General features: G+C 43.1%; 22 protein-coding genes. 13 read left to right on the forward strand and 9 right to left on the reverse strand.

All coding sequences use genetic code 11. The features are described from left to right. Window positions 1-111: 111 nt before the first annotated feature. The 6 genes from flgE to ABTQ23_RS14125 form a co-directional block, all read right to left on the reverse strand. Window positions 112-1377, reverse strand: coding sequence for a flagellar hook protein FlgE (gene flgE / locus ABTQ23_RS14100; protein ID WP_408616376.1), 1266 nt, complete (start codon window positions 1375-1377; stop codon window positions 112-114). Window positions 1378-1407: 30 nt separating this feature from the next. Beyond that, window positions 1408-2139 carry a flagellar hook assembly protein FlgD gene (locus ABTQ23_RS14105; protein ID WP_408616377.1) on the reverse strand — a complete coding sequence of 244 codons (732 nt, stop codon included), beginning with the start codon at window positions 2137-2139 and terminating at the stop codon, window positions 1408-1410. A gap of 15 nt (window positions 2140-2154) precedes the next feature. Then, entirely contained in the window at window positions 2155-2577 is a 423-nt protein-coding gene (flgC, locus tag ABTQ23_RS14110) for a flagellar basal body rod protein FlgC (RefSeq protein WP_408616378.1), read from the reverse strand. A gap of 5 nt (window positions 2578-2582) precedes the next feature. Further along, window positions 2583-2975, reverse strand: coding sequence for a flagellar basal body rod protein FlgB (gene flgB / locus ABTQ23_RS14115; protein ID WP_408616379.1), 393 nt, complete (start codon window positions 2973-2975; stop codon window positions 2583-2585). A 160-nt stretch (window positions 2976-3135) separates the two neighbouring features. Next, entirely contained in the window at window positions 3136-3957 is an 822-nt protein-coding gene (locus ABTQ23_RS14120; protein ID WP_408616380.1) for a CheR family methyltransferase, read from the reverse strand. A gap of 19 nt (window positions 3958-3976) precedes the next feature. After that, window positions 3977-4891, reverse strand: a complete 915-nt coding sequence (locus ABTQ23_RS14125; RefSeq protein WP_408616381.1) for a chemotaxis protein — start codon at window positions 4889-4891, stop codon at window positions 3977-3979. Window positions 4892-5074: 183 nt separating this feature from the next. On the opposite strand from ABTQ23_RS14125, the gene flgA reads away from it, so the two are divergent. The 3 genes from flgA to ABTQ23_RS14140 all read left to right on the forward strand — a co-directional run bounded on the left by flgA (window position 5075) and on the right by ABTQ23_RS14140 (window position 6619). Further along, a complete protein-coding gene (flgA, locus tag ABTQ23_RS14130; RefSeq protein ID WP_408616382.1) occupies window positions 5075-5755 on the forward strand; it encodes a flagellar basal body P-ring formation chaperone FlgA in 681 nt (226 codons plus the stop codon). An 86-nt stretch (window positions 5756-5841) separates the two neighbouring features. After that, a complete protein-coding gene (gene flgM / locus ABTQ23_RS14135; protein WP_408616383.1) occupies window positions 5842-6180 on the forward strand; it encodes a flagellar biosynthesis anti-sigma factor FlgM in 339 nt (112 codons plus the stop codon). A 19-nt stretch (window positions 6181-6199) separates the two neighbouring features. Continuing rightward, window positions 6200-6619 carry a flagella synthesis protein FlgN gene (locus ABTQ23_RS14140; protein WP_408616384.1) on the forward strand — a complete coding sequence of 140 codons (420 nt, stop codon included), beginning with the start codon at window positions 6200-6202 and terminating at the stop codon, window positions 6617-6619. 517 nt (window positions 6620-7136) lie between these two features. Here ABTQ23_RS14140 and ABTQ23_RS14145 read toward each other — a convergent pair. The 3 genes from ABTQ23_RS14145 to ABTQ23_RS14155 all read right to left on the reverse strand — a co-directional run bounded on the left by ABTQ23_RS14145 (window position 7137) and on the right by ABTQ23_RS14155 (window position 9101). Continuing rightward, the gene (locus tag ABTQ23_RS14145) at window positions 7137-7904 is read right to left on the reverse strand and encodes a FlgO family outer membrane protein (RefSeq protein ID WP_408616385.1); all 768 of its coding nucleotides are present in this window, start codon (window positions 7902-7904) and stop codon (window positions 7137-7139) included. Between the two features lie 128 nt (window positions 7905-8032). Further along, a complete protein-coding gene (locus ABTQ23_RS14150; protein ID WP_408616386.1) occupies window positions 8033-8533 on the reverse strand; it encodes an LPP20 family lipoprotein in 501 nt (166 codons plus the stop codon). Next, window positions 8514-9101 carry a FlgO family outer membrane protein gene (locus ABTQ23_RS14155; protein ID WP_408616387.1) on the reverse strand — a complete coding sequence of 196 codons (588 nt, stop codon included), beginning with the start codon at window positions 9099-9101 and terminating at the stop codon, window positions 8514-8516. The genes ABTQ23_RS14150 and ABTQ23_RS14155 overlap by 20 nt, the downstream gene beginning before the upstream one ends. A gap of 288 nt (window positions 9102-9389) precedes the next feature. On the opposite strand from ABTQ23_RS14155, the gene ABTQ23_RS14160 reads away from it, so the two are divergent. From ABTQ23_RS14160 to pncB, 10 genes are all read left to right on the forward strand, one after another. Then, window positions 9390-11036 (forward strand): response regulator, encoded by a 1647-nt coding sequence (locus ABTQ23_RS14160; protein WP_408616388.1) that lies wholly within the window; start codon window positions 9390-9392, stop codon window positions 11034-11036. 79 nt (window positions 11037-11115) lie between these two features. Continuing rightward, window positions 11116-11925, forward strand: a complete 810-nt coding sequence (xthA, locus tag ABTQ23_RS14165) for an exodeoxyribonuclease III (protein WP_408616389.1) — start codon at window positions 11116-11118, stop codon at window positions 11923-11925. 274 nt (window positions 11926-12199) lie between these two features. Continuing rightward, the gene (locus ABTQ23_RS14170) at window positions 12200-12976 is read left to right on the forward strand and encodes a DUF3450 domain-containing protein (RefSeq protein WP_408616390.1); all 777 of its coding nucleotides are present in this window, start codon (window positions 12200-12202) and stop codon (window positions 12974-12976) included. Further along, entirely contained in the window at window positions 12973-14283 is a 1311-nt protein-coding gene (locus ABTQ23_RS14175) for a MotA/TolQ/ExbB proton channel family protein (protein WP_408616391.1), read from the forward strand. Before ABTQ23_RS14170 ends, ABTQ23_RS14175 begins: the two co-directional genes overlap by 4 nt. Beyond that, window positions 14270-14779, forward strand: a complete 510-nt coding sequence (locus tag ABTQ23_RS14180; protein ID WP_408616392.1) for a MotA/TolQ/ExbB proton channel family protein — start codon at window positions 14270-14272, stop codon at window positions 14777-14779. Before ABTQ23_RS14175 ends, ABTQ23_RS14180 begins: the two co-directional genes overlap by 14 nt. After that, complete coding sequence (locus tag ABTQ23_RS14185) at window positions 14776-15192, forward strand: ExbD/TolR family protein (RefSeq protein ID WP_408616393.1); 417 nt, start codon at window positions 14776-14778, stop codon at window positions 15190-15192. The genes ABTQ23_RS14180 and ABTQ23_RS14185 overlap by 4 nt, the downstream gene beginning before the upstream one ends. 1 nt (window position 15193) lies before the next feature. Further along, window positions 15194-15841, forward strand: coding sequence for an energy transducer TonB (locus ABTQ23_RS14190; RefSeq protein WP_408616394.1), 648 nt, complete (start codon window positions 15194-15196; stop codon window positions 15839-15841). Window positions 15842-15846: 5 nt separating this feature from the next. After that, window positions 15847-17049, forward strand: coding sequence for a tetratricopeptide repeat protein (locus ABTQ23_RS14195; RefSeq protein ID WP_408616395.1), 1203 nt, complete (start codon window positions 15847-15849; stop codon window positions 17047-17049). A 114-nt stretch (window positions 17050-17163) separates the two neighbouring features. After that, window positions 17164-17814, forward strand: coding sequence for a 7-cyano-7-deazaguanine/7-aminomethyl-7-deazaguanine transporter (locus ABTQ23_RS14200; protein ID WP_408616396.1), 651 nt, complete (start codon window positions 17164-17166; stop codon window positions 17812-17814). Between the two features lie 73 nt (window positions 17815-17887). Then, a complete protein-coding gene (gene pncB, locus ABTQ23_RS14205; protein ID WP_408616397.1) occupies window positions 17888-19099 on the forward strand; it encodes a nicotinate phosphoribosyltransferase in 1212 nt (403 codons plus the stop codon). Window positions 19100-19105: the final 6 nt, after the last annotated feature.

Raw genomic sequence — 19105 nt, forward strand, 5'->3', positions numbered from 1 at the left:
AACGGATATACTGCAAAAGCGGTGCCAAACTTTGTAAAGAAAATGAAGGGATAAATCGGTGTGCAGATATAACAAAAAAGCCCGCCGAAGCGGGCATTACCACAAGTAAAATTAGCGGATTTGAATAATGGTTTGTTGCAGTGAACTATCGACTTCAAGCGCACGTGAGTTAGCTTGGAAGTTACGCTGTGCTGAAATCAGATTAACGAGCTGATTGGTCAGGTTGACGTTTGACTGTTCAAGTGCCGAGGAATTAATTTTGCCGAATGTTCCGCGATCCGGTTCCCCTGCGATAGCTTCCCCTGACGATTGAGTCTGCTGCCATGAAGTATCCCCTTTCTGGCTCAGCCCTTGTGAGTTATTAAACTTAGCCAAAGCAACTTTAGATACGAAACGAGTTACCCCGTTACTATAAGAGGCTTTAACCAAACCGTCAGCACCGATATCAATACCAGTTAATTTACCAACAGTAGAGCCATCCTGTTTTAAGTTATTCACTTCAAAGGCAGAAGAGAACTGAGTCGAACCACCGATTTTAAATTTCAATGTCTGGGTTGAGTCGACCGAACCATTCGTTGCATCCCAAACACCACCGAGAGCACTCAATGGTGGCGTATCAATCTCAGCTGGTGATGGTTCAACCAATGAACCGGTGTTATCAAAGCGCAACGTATGTGGCTGGCCGAGTTCTTTGCCATCAACAAAAATTCGTTGCTGCCAAGTATTTGATTGACCACCTACTTTGACAAAATAAGACTGAGCAACATGCGATCCGCCAAGGGAGTCATAAATTGTTGCTGAGGTCGATGAATTATAGGTTGAGCTATCATCAGGATTAAATAGTGTCGGATCTTTACTTGCGGCGCTGTTTGGCAAGTTAAACGACATATCAACTTCTGATGTCATCGTTGGCGAGCCAACTTCGCTATTGAGCTGAATTGGTTTAGTTGCAGCCATACTCACCGCTGATGGAGTACCATCTGAGTTAACTTTGTAACCTTGCAGATAGTTCCCTTCTGAGGTCACAATATAGTTATTCGGATCCAATTTAAACGCACCAGCTCGTGTATATTGGTGAGTTAGCCCGTCTTTTTTCTCAGAAGTCACGAAGAAACCTTCCCCGGTAATCGCCAAATCGAGCGAGTTTTGGGTAAATTTCAGCGAGCCCTGATGAAACTGCTGGGCAACCTGAGTCGTTTTTGCACCGTTCCCGTTTGCTGTTTTAGCATTTGAGAACAATGAATTGGCATACACATCCGCAAACTCTGCTCGAGACTCTTTAAAGCCCGTTGTATCAACGTTCGCAATGTTGTTGGATGTTGTATCCAAATCCTTTTGTGAAGCGTTAATGCCGCTTAAGGCGATACCAAATGCCATCTCTCAATCTCCTATATTACTTTCAACGTACTAGCTTTCACCAACTTCAAGCACGTCCTTCATATTAAATCCGCCTAAACCAGCCAGATTTAACTTGATACCTTCAGCCCCTTTATGGGAAAGACTGACACTGCTTACGTGACCAAACGTTGCCGCAGCTAACTGAACATTCTTCGCGCCTTGTTTACCAGTCACTTCGATTTCATATTTACCTTCTGGAGCGGCTTTACCTGTCTTATCTTTGCCATCCCAGCTAAATTTCATGTTGCCATGACCATCGCCTAGGTTGATCGTTTTAATGACTTCCCCCGCGGCATCTTTAATGGTGACACTCACATCCGTTGCACCTTTGCCTGCCACAGCAACGCCTGAAAACCCTTTGCCTTCATTCATGCCATGATCAAGTGGTACCAGTACTGAACGTCCCACCAAAGTTGATGCTTGCAGAGCTTTCGATGAGGTCATTAAGTTATTCAGACCTTTAAACTCTTCCGTCAGCTTAGCTATTCCATCTGATGTCTGAAACGATGACATCTGTGAAATCATATGGGCATTATCCACAGGCTTAGACGGATCCTGATAAGCCAACTGTTGAGTCAACAGCGAAAAGAAATCTTTCTGATCAAGCTTTTTATTGTCAGATGGCGCTGCAACGGGCCCATTCTCAGGTCTATTAACCTTGGCATCTTGCTTGAGCGGCTGTTGCTGCTTCGTCTTATCCGGCCAATAGATATTGCTATCTAATCCTTTAATCTGTGCCATTTACCCAATCTCCGACTAGCCTTTACCTAAATTTAACGTCGAATTCAGCATCTGTTTGGCGGCATCCGCAACCTGAACATTGGTCTGATAGGAGCGCGAGGCACTGATCATGTCAGCCATCTCTTCCATCACATTGACATTTGGCTTGTAAATATAGCCATCTTTATCTGCCAAAGGATGGTTCGGGTTGTATTCACGCCGCAGTGGCGCATCACTTTCAACAACCCCTTTCACTTCTACCTTAACCGCATCGGAAGGTCCCCCGCCCATTGCTTGATCTAGCGCTGCAGCGAAAACCGGTTTCCGAGCCCGATAAGTATCTTCAAAATTCGAAGAAACACTATCGGCGTTTGCCAGGTTACTTGCGGTCGTATTCAGACGGACTGACTGTGCTTTTAAACCGGAACCGGATACGTCAAATACATTAAATAAACCCATAATGATTATCCTGTAATTGCTTTTTTAAGGCCGGTGATTTTGCTGTTTAAGAAATTCAAACTGGCCTCGTAACGCATTCCGTTTTCCATATACAGTGTCTTTTCAGTCTGCATATCAACCGTATTGCCATCGCCAGTATCTGGCTGGTCTGGAACCCGGTATCCAATACTCGGGTCAAAGTCCGCCGAACCGGCAATATGCCTTTCGTTTGTTCTTAATAAGCGAAAATCGTGCCCACTTGTCGCATCGGCTAATGCTTTTTTAAAATCGATGTCCCGAGCCTTGTAATTCGGGGTGTCTGCGTTAGCAATATTACTGGCTAGTAACTCAGCTCGACGCTCGCGAACACCTAGTGTGTACTGGTGAATGCCAAAAGCTTTATCAAAAGTAATACTCATAAGTTTCCTCCAGAGATGACAGCAGGAAACTGCAACTAATATGCCATTACAAAATTTTGACGATGGGGAAAATAGCGAAAAAGGCGGCAAAAAAGAAAAAATAAAGCGGCAAAACTTACCGCTTTGCCGCTTTAGAATGGTTTATTTTTATACAAAAAAATCACTTCAATCGATAAATGATCCCCGGATTACAACGGATCATTTCAAATCGGTCCGTTAATCCTGTCAAAGATTCAGATGCGCCAAGAATCAGATAACCACCCGGATTAAGAGCACCAGCAAACTGGTTGAGAATTTTCGATTTAAGATCGGCAGAAAAGTAAATCAACACATTTCGACAGAAAATAATGTCAAATTTACCCAACAGAGAATAACTATCGAGCAAATTGAGCGGGCGAAAACTCACAAATTTTCGCACCGCTTCATTCACCCGGAAGTGACCATGGCCAACATCTTCAAAAAATTGCCGTTTGCGCTCAGGTGACAATCCGCGAGCTAAAGCAAGTGCATCATATTCACCTTTTTTACAATGCTCGAGCATTGATGGTGAAATATCAGTGCCAACAATTTGGATACTACTCATCGCACCAGGACGACGACGTAAAAATTCCTGGATGATCATGGCTATCGAATAAGGCTCCTGACCAGAAGAACAGGCCGCAGACCATATTTTTACCCCACGTTTGCTTTGAGCTAGCTCTGGCAGCAACCGATCACCGAGCAATTGAAACGGGTAACTATCACGAAACCACAACGTTTCATTGGTGGTCATCGCATCAACCACTTCAGCGCGAATATTACGCTCACGCAGACTCATCGCCTGAGTAATTAGCTCACCTAAACTCCCCGAGCCAAATTTTTGCACTAGAGGAGATAGGCGACTTTTCACTAAATACTGTTTGTTATTTCCAAGAACGATGCCACACTGCTGCTCCAAAAAGCTGCTGAATTGGGAATATAGCTCGTCTGAAAGCTCTTTCACGCTTTAAATACCTGCATTGTTAATTTTCGATTGAATCACGCACCGCAGAAGCCAACTCATCCGGATTGAATTTTGCAATAAACGCATTCGCGCCAACTTTATCCACCATTGCCTGGTTGAAAACACCACTTAAAGAGGTATGCAAAATTACTTTAAGCTCTCGCAATGCGGGATCAGAGCGAATTGCAGCCGTTAGCGTGTATCCGTCCATTTCAGGCATTTCGATATCTGAAATCACCAGTGAATAAAGATCTTTGATCGGACCTTCTTTTGCTTTTGCTTTTAATAGATCGAGCGCTTCTTTACCATCTTTACAAAGATCAACTTCGATCCCTAAAGAGGATACAGCACGCTTAACCTGATTTCGGGCAACAGATGAGTCATCAGCCACCAAAATTTTCTTGTCATGGATAGACTCAGAAGCTTGTTCAACAATTGTCGAACTAACATCTGTTGGAAACGGAGAAATTTCATCCAGAATCTTTTCTACATCGAGAATAGAAACCAGTTCATTTTCAACTTCAGTCACCGCGGTCAGGTAGTTAAATTTCCCAACACCTTTTGGCGGCGGCATGATATTTTCCCAGTTCATATTGATAATTCGTTCAACAGAACCAACTAAAAAGCCCTGCACTGAGCGGTTATACTCAGCGATGATGACAAACGCTTTGCTTAAGTCGGTAATGGCTGGCCCTTTGGTTGCACGACTCAAATCAATAATTGAAATGGTTTGGCCGCGAATGTGAGCGACCCCGCGAACCACTGAGTTAAGTTTAGGTAAAGCTGTTAATGGAGGACATTGCAGCACCTCTTTAACCTTGAATACGTTAATTCCGTATCGCTGTTTTCCCACTAGGCGAAACATTAACAACTCTAATCGGTTCTGACCAACTAATTGCGTACGTTGGTTTACTGAATCTAGAATTCCCGCCATGCTGAATATCTCTCCTTGAGCAAAAGGCACAACTTTTGCGTGTAGATTGTGACAAAGTCAAAGTTAACGCTAAATTGTCATAAAATTGACGGTTATGCCGCTGCTTAAAAGTTGATGTCTACTAAAGCATAGTAAAAAGCTTAAACATTCTCCGTTATATTTATATATCGACTGTAAATTAAAATGATTAAACAGATTTTATGCTCAATTGCGTTGTTATTTATCAGTTATAACACATTCGCAACACCAAACACCGCTAGTAAATTGCAGGCGCAGGCAGCTGCCTATGTCAAAAATAAAGTAGTGCTCAAAGCAGACCAGCGAGTCAAAGTGGAAGCGGCTAACATTGACCCGCGAACCAATTTTAAAAGCTGTAAGACGTTTCACTACTTTTTAACTGATCCACAGATAAGCAAGAACAACACGGTTCGCGTTACCTGTGATGAAGACCGTAATTTTCGACTTTATATCCCTGTCAAAGTCACGACATTAATTCCGATTGTTACAATGAAAACGACAGCAGATGCAGGCGATACAATTGAACAATCTGATTTAAAAATAAGCTATTTGAGCCAGAACCGCATCTTCGGTACACATTATAGCCAAATCAACGAGTTACTGGGAGCAAAATTAAAACGTCGAGTCAATCGCGATCAACCATTGACTCGGTATGATATTTGCATAGTATGTCGAGGCGATTCAGTAAAAATTGTCGCCCAAGGTCGCGGATTGTATATTAGTACATCAGGAACAGCATTGGCGGATGGATTGGTAGGTGATACGATTAGAGTACGTAATAACCAATCGCAAAGAATGATCAGTGCTATTATTAAGTCTGTTGGAAAAGTGACAGTTCGCATGTAAATCGTATTAAAGTTTTCTACCACTAGGCCGATAGAATCTATAACTTTAATGCATTAAGTTAAACGAACAATCATGGGATGCCTTATATGGCTATGAATATCAATAACATAAGCGGTAGTCGCAGCAATTCTGTTGAGAATAATCGTAATTCTGATAACCGTCAGGTGCAGAATAATGATAGCGATTCGCGTCAAACAAAAGCTACTGCCCCTCAGGATTCTGTCGTGTTGACCGATAAAGCTCGTCAATTAAACCAGATCGAAAACGGCCTAAGACAAAGTGATGCAGCCGGCGATGCAGCTCGCAGCAAAAAAATTGCAGCGCTCAAGCAAGCTATTGCCGATGGCAGCTATCAAGTTGATGCTCCACGAGTAGCGAGAAAAATGGGTTCAATGGAAGACCAAATGAACACACTTTATCGTTAATCGTTAGGCTATAGTAGCAATGTTAGAATCTCTTTTAACTCAGCAACAACAGCTTCTTGAGATGCTTTTCAAAACACTGCAGGAAGAGCAGCAGATTTTGGCTGAGCGCGATATTGATGGGATCAATGCTATCGCTCAGCAAAAAAATACGCTACTTGAACAACTTAATGAAAACGATCAACTCATTGAAGCTCATCCAAAACGGCAGCTTTTAACCAAAGAACCTCATTTTATTGCCAAGCATAAGCAGATCACAAAAATGTTGTCTATCTGCCAACAGGCAAATACCATCAACGGTCGAATTATAAAAGCCAGTAGTGAAGAAGTTGAACGGCTTGCCCATCAGATGAATCAACTGATGCAGCAAAGCTCGATGACTTACGATAAAGCGGGTCGCCAACACACAGCAAGCCGCCACGGCAAAAGCTTCAAAGCCTAATCCCTACTCTGCGATTATCAATTATCTTATCTATCTACTCATTATTGTTATCAGCGACGATAGCGCTATCTCAAGGCTAATTACATAACCTCTTTAGTTTTAGCTGCGTGACGGCGACTTAACTCTAAATATATAAATGTATTTTTGGCAACTGTAGCTTGGGCAGTTTAGCCCCTAAAGTCGCTGCTAATAGCTGCTATTAATTGGTACAGATTAAGTGATGCCTCAATGTGAGCGGTTTCGTTTATAGTTTTTATTAAGCATAACACCACAAAGCAGAGCTTTTTAATTTGCTAAATGAAACAGCCCCTAGAGAGATCCCTCACGCCCTTTTTCGTTCGCTATCCACGTAAATAACAAGAGGTTTAAACAAATCTTAAGGAGCACATCAGATAACAAAAGTGATGCGATAACTTTGTAGCAATGATTAAAACAAAGGCTGAATGTATCGACAATAAACGCTAGATAAGAAAAGAGCCGGAAAACCGGCCCTTTGAATCAACAAGGAAGTTTGAATTTATTTACCATTAGGCGATTGAATCAGAACCACCCCATCTTTCATGATGGGTTTATTGCGGCTCGGGTCAATATCCATGGCGCTATTATAAACGCTCAGTGGTATTAACTGCTGAGCTGATGCCACCACCACTTTCGAGCGAGCCCCTACTAAACGAGCATTCACAATATAGCCGCGCATCGTGCGGTTATAAGTGCCAATTAACAGATACTCAATTGGCTGAACTTTCGGCAGCTCAGTGGTATTGCGGCTATAGACAAAATCGCCATTGGGCGTGATACGAATAAACCCTGTCGCTTTATAGTCAATCAGCGCTAAACCATGCTGCTGCATTTCAAAAACAAAACTTTCTGACAATTGCATGCCGAATGGACTGGTTTTGCGCAAATCCTCTAATGAAACAAAAGAGGCGACACCAATCGGCGTATGAGGATTGACATATTTGGCACTGCGCATCATCTGGTTAGCCATATCGGCGACATAATCTTCAAGGGTCAGATTTCGCGGATTATCGTTAACCGGGGTTTCCACAACCGATTTTTTAGGCTTTGGCTTTTGAGCAGCTTTGTCCGAAGATGAAGAAAAAGAAAACAAGCGATCCCAAAAGCTTTTTTTCTCCTCTTTAGGAGGCTGTTGCTCATCTGTATAACTATATGCCGATGGCGGCGTAGTTGGCTCAGCACTAGGTTGTTCACTCTGGCCAAACCCCAACTGGGCACAACCGGTTAAAGTCATCGACATCAGAACACCGACTACAATCGCTTTCATTACAGGCTTCCTTATTCATCTGTGCCATCATTGTGGCCACTTCATCAAACCTCAGTGGTAATGGGTTTGATCTTATGCTTTTCTATAGTTAGCTTATCGGCAGCCAACCGATGAACTTTACTTTTGCTTTAGGGCTCAGCGGAGCCTAAATAACTGGTATCAGCATCGATAGTCGGCTGCATCGACATCGCAACGCGATAGACTTCACGAAAGTCGAGTTCAAGTTCGGTAACATACGTATTTTTGACCCGATAAGACTTGAGCACCCTTGCCCCTCGGATGACGCCATAAACTGATGCTTCTAACGACTGATTGCCTAAGATCATGTCTTTGACCGTGACATTACTGGCAACTTTTTGCCCATAGACGCGCTCAGACAGTTCTCGATACGCATCCAGTTTTGATGCTCGCATCGCCTGTAATTCTTTGACCTGTTCCGAAGGTCCCATTTGCTCTTGAATCGGCGCATAACCAACGGCACGGATCACAGCAAAAGACTGCGGAGGTTTTTTCGTAACTGTATCTTGACGATGTAAAGTCGGTAATTTTAGATCGCTCAGCGAACTACAGCCCGAGACCATAAAGACGACTAACAAATATAGATACCATTTATTGCTGGCGAATATCATCGCGAACCAATCCTCCATTGACTTCTCGAACTGCAGGCACGAGCGGTGCTATATCAGCCGGAAAAAATTCATATGCGGCACTCACCACAGCACGATCAGATAAGCGAATCACTCGAACATTCACATGTAACCCTGAACGGCTTGGCTGATAACTCCCCACCAGCATATAAGTAATATTCATTTTCTTAATCAAATCAGCTGCATCGCGACTAAGCGCAAATTCGCCCGAGGTGGGTACCATCGTTAAACGACCCGTTAAACGAGGTTCAACCAGGTGAACACCCCGTGAATCAAATGCTGAATACATTGATTCAGACAACTGCCGACCAAAACCATCGGTTTTATCCAGCTGATCTAAGTTCACAATGCTGCTAATGGCTAAAGTCTGGTTAGCCCGAATTTTCGGCATTTGATCCAATAGCCTGTCTGCTAAGCGTAAAATTACACTGTAAAGTTGATTATCTTTGCTAACTTTAGGTGGTACATATGGATACTCAATGCGATGAGTAGTGACCATGTCGCATCCTGATAGCAAAATGATAAATACAGTTATAAGCCAGTAACGCATCTTTGACTCCTTGCCATGATGAGCTTTTACAAGCAATTATTATTCCATTTTGTTTGACTCGGAGTTGATATGTGGTTTAAGCCGGTTAAACGGCCGCCTAAAGATTAGTTTAGGCGCAAAACTCGGCTTCAAGATGCCAAATTCAAGCGAAGAGAATCTGTAATTAGGATAGACTCAAAATATTTACTACTATCTGGAAATTAAGCAATTAGACAAGGCTGCTTTGTGATTATCCAGTTCAAAAAAATGTGTTAATATCGAATTTGATAATATGTCTGAAGTAATTTTATGAGTGCCGAATTTAGTTATAGCAATCGAAAAATCTTAATCGTTGATGATCAGCGAGCTTTTCAGATCATGCTTAAATCGATGCTACAAAATTTTGGCGCCAATCAGATTCATTTTGCCCATACGGCAGAACAAGCCTTAAGTGTCTGCAAAAAAACCGCTTATGATTTAATACTGGTCGATTACAACTTAGGCTCTGGGCAAAACGGAGCACAGCTATTAGAAGAGCTGCGAGCCACCAATTCTATTTTACCTGCCACATTGTGCTTCATTATTACTGGCGAAAATCACAAGGCATTGGTATTAAATGCGTTAGAAGTCGAACCCGATGATTTTATCACCAAACCTTTTTCACAAAACCAGCTCAATCAACGCATTAAACGAGCAGCTTTAAAACGTGACACGCTATTACCGATTCATATCGCTTTCGCAGAACAACAATACCAACGAGCGATCGATTGTTGTCAACAATTCATTACCCAAAATAGCCGTTATAAGGGGATCTGTCAGAGCCTTGCAATTGAAGCGATGATCCACCTTAAAAAATACCAGCAGGCTCGAAAACTATTACTCTCTCAATTATCCAAAGCGGCCCAAACCCGCGCCAAGGCCACATTAGCCCGGGTTGAATACTTGCTTGGCAATCATCAGCGAGCCATTGAGCTTTCAACCGAAGTCATCATCAATAATCCATTTACACTCAGTGCCTATGACAGCTTATCTTTAGCATTTTGGGATAATGGTGAGGTCAATAAAGCCTTAAAAACAATTCGCCGAGCTAATGAACTTTGCCCTCTTTCAATTAGCCGTCAGCAAATCATGGCTGAGCTTGCCTTAGAAAGTGGTAATTTTCGCTTAGCAAAAGAAGCGTTTGGTCAGATTCTTAAATTAGCACGTTGTTCGGTGCACCGCGGCCCTGAACATCTATGTAACTTTATTCGTAGCCTGATTGACGAAGCCCAACATGAAGACGATCTTTATCGAAAAAATCGACTACTTCAGGAAGTCGGTAACGTTTTGTTTAAAGCTCGCCACGAAGAAGGACAAGATAAAGCCTTTGATTTTAATGCGTTTGAAGGTTTAAGTCAGGCCCGAGTACTTGCGACAAAAGGCGAAATCCGTCAGGCCAAAAGGGTCTTGTTTTCCAGTAACCAAAATTACATTCAAAAACCTAAATTAGTTTCTAATGTTCTGTTAACCGATACCTTCTTAACGCTGCACAGCGTAGGTGAATATGAATACGCGATGCCAATGATTGAAGAGCTCAAATCGCGGCAAAACGATATTAACCACCTTGCCTATAAAGTCGCTAATAAAGTCTATCAGTCACAAGAATTTTCCAGCGAGATTGCCACCTTTAAAGAGCTCAACCAGCGCGGCATTGAGGCACACAACCATGGCGATTATCGCCAGGCTTATCAGCTATTTGCCAAAGCTCTGCGACTTGCACCAGGCAACACCGGGGTGATATTAAACCGCATTCAATCTATTTTAAAATATCTGGCCACGTCTGATCAAAGAAGCATTCAAGAGTTTGAAGAATGTAAAATTGGGCTCCAATCGCTAGAAGGCATTCAATTAAGCCCCAGCCATTCAGATAGATTAAAAGCACTCAAAGATGAATTTGAAATAATCGTGCGAAGTTAGCGCCAACGCTGGTAAAGCGATTCCGCCATTTTAGATATTTTGTTACTATCATGTAATCAATTTGCCAGCGAATCTAAATATGAAAATAGTTTCTTTTAATATCAATGGACTGCGAGCCCGTCTACACCAACTAAGCGCACTAATTGAAAAACATCAACCTGATGTTATCGCGCTGCAAGAGATTAAAGTTCACGATGATGCTTTTCCCATCGAAGCGGTTGAAGCTCTTGGATATCATGTTTATTTTCATGGTCAAAAAGCTCATCACGGCGTTGCGACAATGACGAAACAGCCAGCCTTAGCCGTTGAAAAAGGGCTGCCATGGGATGAAGAAGACGCGCAGCGGCGAATGATTATCACCACCGTGGCTGATGCCAAAGGGCAAAGCGTGAAAATTTTTAACGGTTATTTTCCGCAAGGCGAAAACCGTGAGCACGAAACTAAATTTCCGGCCAAACGCCGTTTTTATGCAGATTTAACCCGTTACCTTGATGAATCACACTCAGCGGACGATAACATTCTGATCGTTGGTGACATTAATATCTCGCCAATTGATCTTGATATAGGTATTGGTGAGAAAAATGCTCAGCGCTGGCTAAAAACAGGCAAATGTAGCTTCTTACCAGAAGAGCGCGAATGGCTCGCCAAATTACTCCAATTCGGGCTTGTTGATACTTATCGAGCCCTGCATCCAGACCAGAGCGAACGTTACAGCTGGTTTGATTATCGCTCTCGCGGATTCGATGATAACCGAGGCCTTAGAATCGATGCGATTCTAGCGACTTCGCCAATGGCAAAACGCGCGCTTGAAAGCGATATAGATTATCAACTTCGTGCAATAGAGAAACCCTCTGACCATGCGCCAATCTGGACGACCTTTGCCGATTAAGACCAATTAACCGTTCAGGCGGCAAATCGTTGCCGCCTGAACACTGCTCTAAAGCCTCCCTGCCTAAATTTTTTACCCACAAACACTATTAACTTTTAAATCAAAAGATTATCTTTTTAGTTAGTGTTCCGAGCAATAACAAAATGATAACAATTATTATTTACATTATGATTGATTTCTTATCGTATATCGCTAAGATTGAGAACTATTATCAAGTTCATATGTGTTTTGTAGGCACCTCACATCTACATAGCAGTAACCACAGGCTTAACTCATGAAGATAAATCACTCCCGAAATTTTTACGGTGTGACATTTGTGACCATTGCAACAGTGCTAAGTAGTCCAGTTTTTGCGGACTCTCTTACGACGGCGCAAGATAAGGTTGCTAAAACCCACCAGCAAGATGCAAGCTCGCAGGTAAAATTAAACGATCTGGATACAAAAACCCGCGAAGCGCTTAACCATTATCAGCAGAATCAACGTCAAGCAGATTTAGTTGAAGCCTATAATCGCCAACTGCAAAAAATGATTGATTCACAAGAGCAAGAAAAACAGCGCATTCACTCACAGCTTGCTTCGCTCAATGAGACAGAACAAAGCGCCCTGCCCATGCTGGTCTCGATGTATCAGCAATTATCGACATTCGTTAGCCACGACCAGCCATTTTTAGTTACAGAGCGTCAACAGCGATTAGCTCGATTGAAAAAAATCATCGATCGCGCCGATATTTCGTTGGCTGAGAAGTATCGTCAAGTTCTTGACGCTTATCAGGTCGAGATCGATTACGCTAAATCTATCGGCAGTTATCGGGGTGAGCTCAAACAAGGGGATAAAACAACTCAGGTTGATTTCTTCCGTTTAGGTCGCACAGCTTTGTATTATCAAACATTAAACGCGACGAAAGGCGCTCTTTGGCAACCTGCTAGCGGGCAATGGCAAACTTTGACTGATAGCCAAAATAAACAGTTATCAATCGCCATCGCAATGGCAAACAAACAACACATTCCACAGTTATTAAAACTGCCTATGCCTGGGGAGCCTAAACAATGAAATACATCGGAGCCCTACTGCTAACCCTGTGTGTGTGTTCAATAAGCTATGCAGCAACAATAGATAAAACTGCCGATTCAATTAGTGCTCATGATCAAAAGCTCAATCAAGAACGCCAGCACACGTTTATCACCCATCTCAAACAACAACAACAGTTGCTAGAGCAAAGCCGTAAACGTTTAGCGGATGCCAAAAAGCATCAGCAGCAGTTAAAAGCACAATTTAGTGATAACGAAAAACAGCTCACCTCACTCTCAGAACAACTTCGCCAACGCAGTGGCGAGCTTGGCAAAGTGTTTGATGTACTGCGAGGTGAAGGGGAAAAATTCAAACAAAGTTTCGCCCAGTCGATGACCAGTGTTGAACTAGGCAACCGAGCTAAAAGTTTCGCTTGGGTAGCTAAAGAACAGATCCCATCTAGCCAAGATTTAACCCATCTGGCAGATAATCTTCTCACTCAGCTTCAAGCATCTGGTGACATTAGCCAATTTAAACGCAATATCATCGATACCCAAGGCCAGAGTGTGACGGACAAAGTGACTCGCGTCGGTGAGTTTGATCTACTCGATAGCAAAGGCCAATATCTGCAGTGGGATCCTAAGTCCAGTACTGTAACGGTAATGACCAAGCAGCCACAATCGGCTCAAGATTTTGTCACCCATGGCAGTAGTGAACTGATTATCGACCCGACCCATGGTCAACTATTAGCACTGCAATCGCAATTGCCAACGCTGATGCAGCGTATCGCTCAAGGTGGCGCAATTGGTTATGTCATCATTGCACTAGGCCTGGTTAGCTTAATTTTGGCACTGTTTAGACTCACCACATTGTTTGGTACCGAAACCAAAGTAAATCGTCAGCTTAAGAATAAGCAAGAGCCTCGTGAAGACAATCCGTTGGGACGAATTTTATCGAGAATTCCCGCAGGCGAGCATCAGTTAGAAACATTAGAAATTTATATCGATGAGGCAGTTAGCCAAGAATTACCAAAACTTGAAAGAAGCCAAACGCTGGTGAAACTAGTTGCCGGAGTTGCACCATTACTTGGGTTATTAGGAACGGTCACCGGGATGATTGGTACCTTCCAAGCCATTACACTCTTTGGCACCGGCGATCCTAAAATGATGGCCAGCGGTATCTCTCAAGCATTGATGACCACTGTGTTGGGCCTGATTGCTGCGATTCCACTGTTATTTGCGCATAATCTGCTCAGCACTCGTGCTCAACGGATCCGCCAGATCTTACAACAACAGACCCTGGCGCTCCTTGCAGATAGAATCAAAGAGCCAAACGATGAAGCTGCCTGATCTGTCATTATTAATTAACTTCCTGCAGGCCGGAGGCTGGGTTCTGCAGGCTTTACTTGGGTTATGTTGTATCTTGTTGATTCTAATGCTGGAGCGCTATTGGTTCCGCTGGCGAGAATTTACCAAGCTCAAACAACAAACCCTGTTAAATATTGAGCATCATTCAAATAATCCAGCTTGGCTAAGTTATTACTGTCAGCTGGATCTGAAGCTGCAACTGCATCTGCCATTGATTCGCATTTTAATCGCGCTATGCCCTTTGATTGGTTTACTGGGAACAGTGACCGGCATGATTCAGGTATTTGACGGATTAGCATTAAATCAAGGCGCTAATCCGCAATTGATGGCATCAGGTATAGCTAAAGCGACTTTGCCAACCATGGCAGGAATGGCTATTGCCGTATTTGGTTTGATTTTTTATACCCATTTGCAACGCTGGAGCGCACGTGAGCGCGTGGCACTAAGCCAGCAAACTGGAGCGGATGAATATTTATGAGACGTAATCGTTTATTTTCACAAAATAGCACCGAAGAAGCCCAAATCGACTTAACTCCGATGCTCGATATTGTCTTCATCATGCTGATTTTCTTTATTGTCTCGACCTCATTCGTGCAGGAATCAGGCGTCAAAGTGGAACGCCCGGTCGCCTCAACCGGCAGTAAACAAAATCAAACCGCGCAATTGATTGGCATTAGCGAATCAGGCCAGATTTGGCTCAACCATCAGCGCATTGATATTCGGTTATTATCATCATCGCTAAATCAGCTTAAAGCAGCCCAACCTCGTTTAGCGGTGATTATTGAAGCTGATAAACGCTCAACTACCGGCGATCTGATTAAAGTTATCGATGCGCTGCGCCAAGCGAATATACAGTACCGGGTCGCAACACAAAAAGGCTCGGTTAATTAATATGCGCAAGTTCTTTATCATTACACCGGTGGGGTTAATCTGTGGCGCTATCTTTTTTGTGTTGCTAGGCAAACTCATTGGTGTAAGTCAACATCCCCACTATGAGCACAGTGAACAAGTTCATCTAACTCTCACGCAAATGAACGAAGAATCACTGCAAACTCGGCAACGACGCGAGCCACCGCCACCACCGCCGAAAATGGCCAAAATGCCGACGGTTCCTACACCAACAGCAGGTAAGCCGGATGCAACGCCAACGTCTCAAGCATTAGCCGTTAATGTCCCGATTCCAAGTGCTGACATGAACGCGAATATCAAACTCAATGCGCAAATTGGAAGCCTAAATGGCGTGCAAGTGCAAATGGGGATTGATTCAAATCCAGTGGTTTTAGCTCGCGTGCCACCGCAATATCCACAGCGAGCGCTGCGTCGAAATATCGAAGGCAGCGTAACAGTGCAATTTGTCGTACAGCGCGATGGTCATGTTAAACCCGGTAGCATTCAAATCGTAAAAGCCAACCCAAAACACGTGTTTGACAATGCCGTTAAAGAAGCCATCTACGGTTGGAAATTACAACCGAAAAAACGTGATGGCCAAGCGATAACATTTCGAGCTGAACAAACCATTCGGTTTTCACTGGGGAATTGATGACGATGAAACGATCACAACGCCTAAGTCTTCTATTACTGATTTTTTTATGGCCTCTAGTGGCTCAGTGTGGCGAAATATCGCAATACGACTACAACAAAATTAATGCCGCCCAAACATTACTGAGCAATAACCATCCTAAACAAGCTCAAGCTCAGATGGTTAAATTTTTAGCTGATTTAGGTAATAGTTCCCGCCACGAATACAGCAAAGCGTTGGCTCAATTGGTCTTAGGTCGCAGTGCTTTAGCGCTTAACCAAAACCAACAAGCGCTACAAGCATTCAATGACGCTTATGAAAGTAAACAGCTTGAAGAAAAACAGAGCCAATCACTATTACTAACCATTGCCCAACTGCAACTTAATCTTAAAAAGTGGCAACAAGGAGTGAACTCACTCACTCAATGGTTAAAAATAACGCCAACAAAAGAGCATAAAGCGAATCACTACTACCTGTTAAGTTACGGTTATTACGAGCTTAAAGAATGGACTAATGGGCTAACTGCTATCAAAACAGCACTGCATATGAAACCATCGGCTTCTACCAACTGGTACCAGTTAGGTATCGCCATTGCCATTAGACAAAAAAATTGGACGATAGCGCAAGATTGGCAGCGTGTAGTGGTTATCCGCTCGCCTAACCAAATCAATCAATGGCAGCAACTGACCAGTTTAGAGCTTAGAGCAAAACACCCGAAAAAAGCGCTAGCCAGTATGCGCATGGCTTGGCAACGAGACCTATTTAATAGCTCAGAGCACTACCAGTTGCTGATGCAGTTAGCCGCATCACAGCATATTCCATATCTGGCAGCACAAGTCATGCAAGATGGTTTTGCCAAGAAGAAACTCAAACGAACCAAAGATAATCTTCAACAATGGGCGAGTTTGTTAAATCAATCACGCCAATATAAACAAGCACTCACACCGCTTAAAGAGCTAGCAGAGCGCTACCCATCCAAAGAGCATTATCAAAACTATCTATCCACACTGTTAGTCACGCATCAATGGCAACAGGTGATTGAACTTCAGCAAAAAGCGCAGCACCATCATGCAGATTCACCGCAATTACAATTAGATGCAGCCATCGCTGCCTGCCAGTTAAAAAAATTCAATCAAGCCAAAAGCTTGTTTGAGCCTTTAGTTCACCACCAGCAACTAGCTGATCAGGCAAAGGCTTGGCTGAGTTATATTGCGCAAGTAAATGCTTAAATAATCCCCAGAGCAGCGTTGGCTGCTCTGGCTGTTGTTGACAATCAGACTCGAAGCGTTATCCTGCGCGGCAAACTGGGTTCCCTCACCCCAGGCTGTACAAAAAGGACGCTTATGACTCGCTCTATCGAAAAACAGTTACGTTTTTACCTCACTCTGACCCATATATTTCTAATCACGCTAAGTAATTTTCTGGTTCAACATCCAATGACCTTATTACACTGGCAAAGCACATGGTCTGCGTTTTGTTTTCCATTTATCTTTATCGTCAGTGACTTAACAGTTCGCTTCTATGGCTACAAGCTGGCTCGAACCATCGTGGCACAAGCCATGTTTCCAGCGTTAATCATCTCCTATCTTATAACCTCTGGCTTTGATAATGGGCACTGGCAAGGCTTGATAAGTTTTTCTCATTTTAATCAGATCGCTGGGCGAATCGCCTTAGCTAGTTTTTCTGCTTACCTTGCAGGACAACTTCTTGATATCATGGTCTTCAGACAATTACGAAAACTCAGTCAGTGGTGGGCCGCACCGGCAGGCTCAGCAATTGTTGGTAACCTTGCTGATACATTTATCTTTTTTAGTGTCGCTTTTTATGCCAGCCATAATACGTTTATGGCAACCCATTGGGTTAGTATTGCTGAGGTGGATTATGTCATTAAGCTAGTCATTAACATTATCCTGTTTTTGCCATTATACGGTGTATTGTTAGCAATGATTTCTCGAATTGGACAACGCTTTGGTATTGCTTCAATTGCACATTGATTACGCTAATATTGGTCTACCGTTAGAGATAGAACCGCTTATTAAGTTGGCTTAAGCCAACAGAGGAATAGTTATGTCGTCACCTACGCAGCTTTTTCGTGACCATTTAAATTTTTCAGCACTAGACAATGACTTTTATAAAATGAACATGTGGCAGTGCTTTATGCACCAGTATCCATATGTTGAAGATGCCGAATACAAACTGGTTGTTCGCAGTGATGTTGACCTTCGTCCTTATCGTGAAGAAATCGAACAAGAGCTTGAAAATTTAAATGGCTTAAAATTTACTGATGACGAAATTCAATGGCTTAGCGAAATACCTTGGTATACCAAAGATTTCATCGAATGGGTCAGAATGTGGTCATATCAGACGCGCTTTTTAACCATTGGCGAAGAAGACGGTCAGTTATCGATTCGTGCTCGCGGGCCATTAATGCATATTAACCATTTTGAAATGCCCGTCTTATCCACCATTTCAGAAGTCTATCATCGCAATACTCATCCAGAAAAAACCATGCTTGACGTCAATAAGCGTCTGCTAGCCAAAACGGATTGGCTTAAATCCCAAATTGATCAACATAAGATGAAACACCTCACCTTTGCTGATTTTGGGACTCGCCGCCGGTTTAGTGCAACGACTCAAGAACATATGATTCGCCAATTTAAATCGCTACTGCCAGGCATTTTTACCGGCACATCAAACATGTATTATGCCAAAGAGTTAGGACTGACGCCTATTGGCACAATGGCCCATGAAATTTTCATGCTGTCACAGCAAATTGGGGTGCAACTGGGCAACTCGCAAAAACACACGCTGGAATGCTGGGTTAAAGAGTTCCGCGGTCGCTTGGGCTGCGCCTTGACCGATGTCATCGGGATGGATGCATTTGTCCGTGATTTTGACTTGTACTTTGCCAAATTATTTGATGGACTGCGCCATGACTCTGGCGACCCACGAGTGTTTGGCGACAAAGCAATCAAAATGTATGAAGCGCTCAATATCGACCCAATGACTAAAACCTTAGTCTTTAGCGATGGACTGAATTTCCAGCAGATGGTCGATATCTACCGCTATTTTGATGGCAGAATCAAAGTCTCATTTGGCATAGGGACTTTTCTATCTTGCGATTTAGAAGATGTTAACCCGCTCAATATAGTGATGAAACTGGTTCACGTAAATGGACGCCCGGTTGCCAAGATCTCTGATGCTCCAGGGAAAAACCTCTGTGAAGATGAGCAATTCGTCGATTATTTGAAAAAAGTTTATCGGGTCACATGGGCCTGATTAGGG

This window comes from Celerinatantimonas sediminis, assembly GCF_046054195.1.
Taxonomy (GTDB): domain Bacteria; phylum Pseudomonadota; class Gammaproteobacteria; order Enterobacterales; family Celerinatantimonadaceae; genus Celerinatantimonas.

Excerpts from the sequence above, each read along its gene's own strand:
- ABTQ23_RS14125 (WP_408616381.1), bottom strand. The coding sequence starts at position 4,891 with ATGGCGGGAATTCTAGATTCAGTAAACCAACGTACGCAATTAGTTGGT.
- ABTQ23_RS14155 (WP_408616387.1), bottom strand. The coding sequence starts at position 9,101 with ATGCGTTACTGGCTTATAACTGTATTTATCATTTTGCTATCAGGATGC.
- flgE (WP_408616376.1), bottom strand. The coding sequence starts at position 1,377 with ATGGCATTTGGTATCGCCTTAAGCGGCATTAACGCTTCACAAAAGGAT.
- pncB (WP_408616397.1), top strand. The coding sequence starts at position 17,888 with ATGTCGTCACCTACGCAGCTTTTTCGTGACCATTTAAATTTTTCAGCA.
- flgA (WP_408616382.1), top strand. The coding sequence starts at position 5,075 with ATGATTAAACAGATTTTATGCTCAATTGCGTTGTTATTTATCAGTTAT.
- ABTQ23_RS14150 (WP_408616386.1), bottom strand. The coding sequence starts at position 8,533 with ATGATATTCGCCAGCAATAAATGGTATCTATATTTGTTAGTCGTCTTT.
- flgC (WP_408616378.1), bottom strand. The coding sequence starts at position 2,577 with ATGGGTTTATTTAATGTATTTGACGTATCCGGTTCCGGTTTAAAAGCA.
- ABTQ23_RS14190 (WP_408616394.1), top strand. The coding sequence starts at position 15,194 with ATGCGCAAGTTCTTTATCATTACACCGGTGGGGTTAATCTGTGGCGCT.
- ABTQ23_RS14200 (WP_408616396.1), top strand. The coding sequence starts at position 17,164 with ATGACTCGCTCTATCGAAAAACAGTTACGTTTTTACCTCACTCTGACC.
- flgB (WP_408616379.1), bottom strand. The coding sequence starts at position 2,975 with ATGAGTATTACTTTTGATAAAGCTTTTGGCATTCACCAGTACACACTA.
- ABTQ23_RS14105 (WP_408616377.1), bottom strand. The coding sequence starts at position 2,139 with ATGGCACAGATTAAAGGATTAGATAGCAATATCTATTGGCCGGATAAG.
- xthA (WP_408616389.1), top strand. The coding sequence starts at position 11,116 with ATGAAAATAGTTTCTTTTAATATCAATGGACTGCGAGCCCGTCTACAC.
- ABTQ23_RS14140 (WP_408616384.1), top strand. The coding sequence starts at position 6,200 with ATGTTAGAATCTCTTTTAACTCAGCAACAACAGCTTCTTGAGATGCTT.
- ABTQ23_RS14180 (WP_408616392.1), top strand. The coding sequence starts at position 14,270 with ATGAAGCTGCCTGATCTGTCATTATTAATTAACTTCCTGCAGGCCGGA.
- ABTQ23_RS14145 (WP_408616385.1), bottom strand. The coding sequence starts at position 7,904 with ATGAAAGCGATTGTAGTCGGTGTTCTGATGTCGATGACTTTAACCGGT.
- ABTQ23_RS14170 (WP_408616390.1), top strand. The coding sequence starts at position 12,200 with ATGAAGATAAATCACTCCCGAAATTTTTACGGTGTGACATTTGTGACC.
- flgM (WP_408616383.1), top strand. The coding sequence starts at position 5,842 with ATGGCTATGAATATCAATAACATAAGCGGTAGTCGCAGCAATTCTGTT.
- ABTQ23_RS14195 (WP_408616395.1), top strand. The coding sequence starts at position 15,847 with ATGAAACGATCACAACGCCTAAGTCTTCTATTACTGATTTTTTTATGG.
- ABTQ23_RS14185 (WP_408616393.1), top strand. The coding sequence starts at position 14,776 with ATGAGACGTAATCGTTTATTTTCACAAAATAGCACCGAAGAAGCCCAA.
- ABTQ23_RS14175 (WP_408616391.1), top strand. The coding sequence starts at position 12,973 with ATGAAATACATCGGAGCCCTACTGCTAACCCTGTGTGTGTGTTCAATA.
- ABTQ23_RS14160 (WP_408616388.1), top strand. The coding sequence starts at position 9,390 with ATGAGTGCCGAATTTAGTTATAGCAATCGAAAAATCTTAATCGTTGAT.